This is a genomic window from Johannesbaptistia floridana, assembly GCF_057440575.1.
The window spans coordinates 1-4,530 of record NZ_JALKVM010000016.1 but is presented as its reverse complement, the minus strand read 5'-3'; the positions used below and the strand labels follow the sequence as shown (position 1 = coordinate 4,530).

The window sequence follows — 4,530 nt, the reverse complement described above, 5'->3', positions numbered from 1 at the left end:
ATGTATAGCAATTCATAAATATGATAGGGCTAAAGCCCTACTACAAACTTATCGTGCGGCAGATGGGATGTATAGCAATTCATAAATATGATAGGGCTAAAGCCCTACTACAAACTTATCTAATAACGCGGTTTTATAAGTCGGATTTGGTATTAGTACAAATTTTCTAGTGCAAGATGTGAGTCTTTCCTATCTCTTTAGAAAGACTAACCACCAATTTATCTATATTGCTTTTCATTCGGTAGTTAGATGGATTGTTGGGAAAACTGTTTTATTGTAAATGTGTAAGTGAAAATTCAAATACACACATTCTTTGAGAAAAATTTTTATGGGACTTTTAACAATAAAAGACTACGATTCAGATTATAAAAATAATATTTTGGGAGGAAATGACCTAAAAGGTTATGAATTCTATGCCGATACCAATGAAGAACATGTAGGATCAGTGAGTGATATTTTAGTAGATGAAGATGGTCATTTACGTTATTTAATAGTAGATACTGGCTTTTGGTTTTTTGGCAAAAAAGTCTTATTGCCTATCGGACGTTGTCGTGTAGACTATCTAAATAACAAGGTAATTGCACCTAACTTAACTAGAGATCAGGTAGAAAATCTTCAAGAATATCATGATAACACAAACATAGATAGAAACTACGAAAGAGGCGTAAGAGACGTTTACCGTTCTTCTAATACTTCTACCGCTAGAAGAGGACAAACAGGAGTAGGTTCTACAAATAATTTCAACCCAGCTAATACTAAGGCAGGTTACATGGGTTATAACTATAATGAGGATCCTGATTTATTTAATATCCGGGAAGCAGACCATGGTAAAATTAGTCTCTATGACCAGCGCTTAAGAGCCGATAGAATTAACCAAAAAGTACAACCCAGAAATACTTCAGGATTAATCAAAATCAAAGACTTCGATTCTGATTATGTAAATAATATACTATCAGGATACGATATCAAAGGCTATAGTTTGTATGCAGGTCAAGACAATGACAAAGTAGGTTCTGTTGAAGATATCTTAGTAGATGCTTGGGGTCACATACGCTATTTAGTCGTAGATACGGGATTTTGGTTCTTAGGGAAAAAAGTCTTACTACCTATTGGATCTGCTCGCATTGATTACAATAACAAGAAGGTGATCGCCACTTCCTTAACCAAAAAACAAGTAGAAAACTTACCCAAATACGATAGTAACATGCTTGTAGATGAAGAGTACGAAGAGAATGTAAGAAACATCTATCGTAATTCTACTAATACTAGTAACGGAAGCGATCGCCACACCTATAATTATGATCAAGATCAAGACCTATACGGTATTCGTGAAGGAGACCATGGTGCAATTAAACTGTATGAAGAGCGCTTAATTGCCACTAAAAATCGTCAAAAAGTGGGAGAAGTTGCTGTGGGTAAAACAGTAAAAACTGAAACAGCAAATGCTTCTATTCCTGTAGAAAGTGAAAGAGTAATTGTTGAACGGAGAAAACCTACAAACAGTGAAGACCCAATAGAAGTTACTGAAAGTAATTTCCGAGAAGGAGAAGTTGCCAGGGTCGAAGTTTATGAAGAAACAGCTCAAATAGACAAAGAAACTTTTGTTAGTGAAGAAGTAAGTGTCAAAAAAGCAGTAGATCGTGATACGGTAAGAGCTAAAGAACAACTACGTCGGGAAGAAATAGACATTAAAACAGCAGGAAATCCAAACATTAGAAAGGACAGACGAGATAGATAATCTTTCTTTGAGAGGATAAGAAACAAGGCACCAAGTAATTGGTGCCATATCTAATTGTTTAGTTTTGAATATAGTAAAATTATGATAGATAAACCAACTAAAAGATCACAAGTAGTTAGTGAAGAAAAGATTGAATTATTAGCAGAACGTCTTCGAGTAAAACGCAGCAAGAAAAAAGTCGGAGAGGTGATTATTCGTAAAGAAATAGTTACGGAAATAGTCGAAGTGCCTATACGCCGTGAAAAGCTAATTATTGAAAAAGTAGGCACACCTTCACAACCTCTAGGAGAAGTTGATTTAGGTAATTCTCATCTAGAAAACTTCTATACAGAAGAAAGCGTAGAAGGTCACTTTTTATCTTGGCAACAGGCGATCGCCGCTTTAACTCAGATTCAATCTCAATCTCCTCAAGAAGATGTTTCTATTCGTATTGAAATTACATCACAAAATCCAGAAATCTTATCAAAGACTAAAGAAATTTTCCAACGTCAAACAAGAGAGAAAACTTGATAATTAGAGCTAAGTTTGTAGTAGGGCTTTAGCCCTATCAAGCTTTATAGCAGTACAAAAAATAGCTCGCACACATAGACTTGAGTGAAAAGGAAAATCAAAATAGAAAAATGTCCTAATATTAATGAGTAAGGCTATAAAATCAAAATCAGTTCTACCACCAGTCTTTTCTAATCATTTTTGATAGTATATAAAATATTAATATCAAAAATTTGTAGTAAAAAGAATATGTTTAATAAAACCACGAGACGCAGTCTATTACTAGCAGGATTAGCAGCTACAGGCACAATCGCTTGGGATAAAATTCGTAAACCCAGTTTAGAAGCAGCTAATACCGTTACCATACCAAATTCTCTCCCAGAACGTATCTTAGGAAAAACTGGAGAATCACTTCCCATTTTGGGCCTAGGCGCTGGCAAAACTCCTTTATCCACACCAGGAAAAGAAGCAGAAGCAATTAAAATAGTTGAAGCTGCCTTAGCAGGAGGAATTCGTTACTTCGATACCGCAGCTAATTACGGAACATCAGAAGAATATTTAGGTAAAATTTTACCAGCCTATAGAGAACAGGTATTTATCGCCTCTAAAACTGATGCTAGAGATAGAGATGGCGCGATGAGAGAGTTAGAACGCTCCCTTAAACGTCTAAATACAGATAGACTTGATTTGTGGCAGATGCACCATGTTTCCTTTGATCAAGAATTAGATCAGATGTTTGGAAAAAATGGAGCAATAAAAGCCCTAGAAGAGGCACAGGAGCAAAAAATTGTCCGTTTTTCTGGCATTACTGGACATCACGAACCAAAGGTTATCAGTACAGCTTTACAGCGCTATCCCTTTGATACAAGTCTAATTACCCTTAACGCCGCAGATATTCATCATCCTCGTCCATTTAGGAGCGTACTACCAGTAGCCCAATCTCAAAATGTAGGAGTAATCGCCATGAAAGTACCAGCTTACGGGCGTCTGTTAAAACCAGGAGTTCTAAATGGGATGGAAGAAGCCATGGGATATAGTCTCTCTTTACCAGGTGTGCATACCTGTATTATTGCGGCAGACAATGTAGAACAGTTACAATCTAATCTGGAGGTGGCTAGAAATTATAAACCTCTAGACGAGCAAACATTAGCAGCAATAGAAGCAAAAACTACCGCAGTTTGGCAAGATAATAACTTTTTTAGAAGATGGACTTAATCAGCGCCTTTTTCAGTCTACTGAGAAAGGTAAAAAGGAACGCCTTGAGTAAATTGTTGGGTTTCGTGACAAGGGCCCAACCTACAGGCTAGTCTTTTCCGTATTTTGTGGACTAAAGTCCAACTACGAACCTGGTTTTTAACTGGGCCTTGAGTATGAAGAACACAGATAACTCCGAAATTAACCAAAATAGGCAAGAAGAATTGCTTTGTGAGTACAATTTTGATTACAGCAAAGCCCGTCCTAATCGCTTTGCTTCCCAAAATAAGGAAAAAACCATTACTGTTATTTTGGCATCAGATGTGGCTAAAGTTTTTAAAACTTCTGAAGATGTAAACAAGGCACTTCGCGCCATTATCTCGGCTATTCCTGAAGGTGAGCCTCTGTCGGTAAATTGTTGGGTTTCGTGCCAAGGGCCCAACCTACAGGCTTATATCGCCAAGAGGCAGAATTAGCAAGCCTTGGATGTTCAGAATTAGAAATAGAGTATTTAGCGATCGCGCCTTAACTACCGAAACATTTGTAATACAGTAGGGTGTGTTAGGGCGAAGCCCGTAACGCACCAACTCACATTTTGCATCTTTACCTAATGTTACTGGTGGGGGTTGAGTAATGAGTAATGAGTAATGAGTTTTGAAGTAAGAAGTCTTTAAGTAACAAGAAAGAAGTCTTAGAGTAATGAGTTTTGAAGTCTTGAAGTTTTGAAGTAAAATAATTGATGTTAAACCTCTAGGAGACAAAGATTATAGAGAATTAACCATAAAGAACATTTTTCCTAAAAAATTAGTACATAAGTTCTGGTGGAAGATATGAGGTAAGTAAGATAAGATACTAGGTTCAAAGCGAAATAAATAATTAGAAGTGTAATGCGCCGCGATACAATAAGATACTAGATTTAAAGCTAAATTAATAATTAGAAGCAGGAGGGAACCTAAATTTTAGAGAAAAGATAAAATGAAAAGAATTGTCCTAATCGCAGGGTTTGAAACCTTTAATACTAACTTATATCGCCAAGGGGCAGAATTAGCAAGCCTTGGATGTTCAGAATTAGAAATAGAGGTATTTAGCGATCGCGCTTTAACTACCGA

The 4,530-nt window shown here is 36.5% G+C and carries 4 protein-coding genes; all 4 read left to right on the top strand.

The genetic code is table 11. The features are described 5' to 3' along the window. Nucleotides 1-328 precede the first annotated feature (328 nt). Entirely contained in the window at nt 329-1,738 is a 1,410-nt protein-coding gene (locus tag MW688_RS01175) for a DUF2382 domain-containing protein (protein WP_486734076.1), read from the top strand. A gap of 81 nt (nt 1,739-1,819) precedes the next feature. After that, nucleotides 1,820-2,248, top strand: coding sequence for a DUF2382 domain-containing protein (locus tag MW688_RS01170; RefSeq protein WP_486734075.1), 429 nt, complete (start codon nt 1,820-1,822; stop codon nt 2,246-2,248). A 228-nt stretch (nt 2,249-2,476) separates the two neighbouring features. Further along, a complete protein-coding gene (locus MW688_RS01165; RefSeq protein ID WP_486734074.1) occupies nt 2,477-3,442 on the top strand; it encodes an aldo/keto reductase in 966 nt (321 codons plus the stop codon). Between the two features lie 155 nt (nt 3,443-3,597). Next, nucleotides 3,598-3,897, top strand: coding sequence for a hypothetical protein (locus tag MW688_RS01160; protein ID WP_486734073.1), 300 nt, complete (start codon nt 3,598-3,600; stop codon nt 3,895-3,897). The last annotated feature ends 633 nt before the right edge of the window (nt 3,898-4,530 follow it).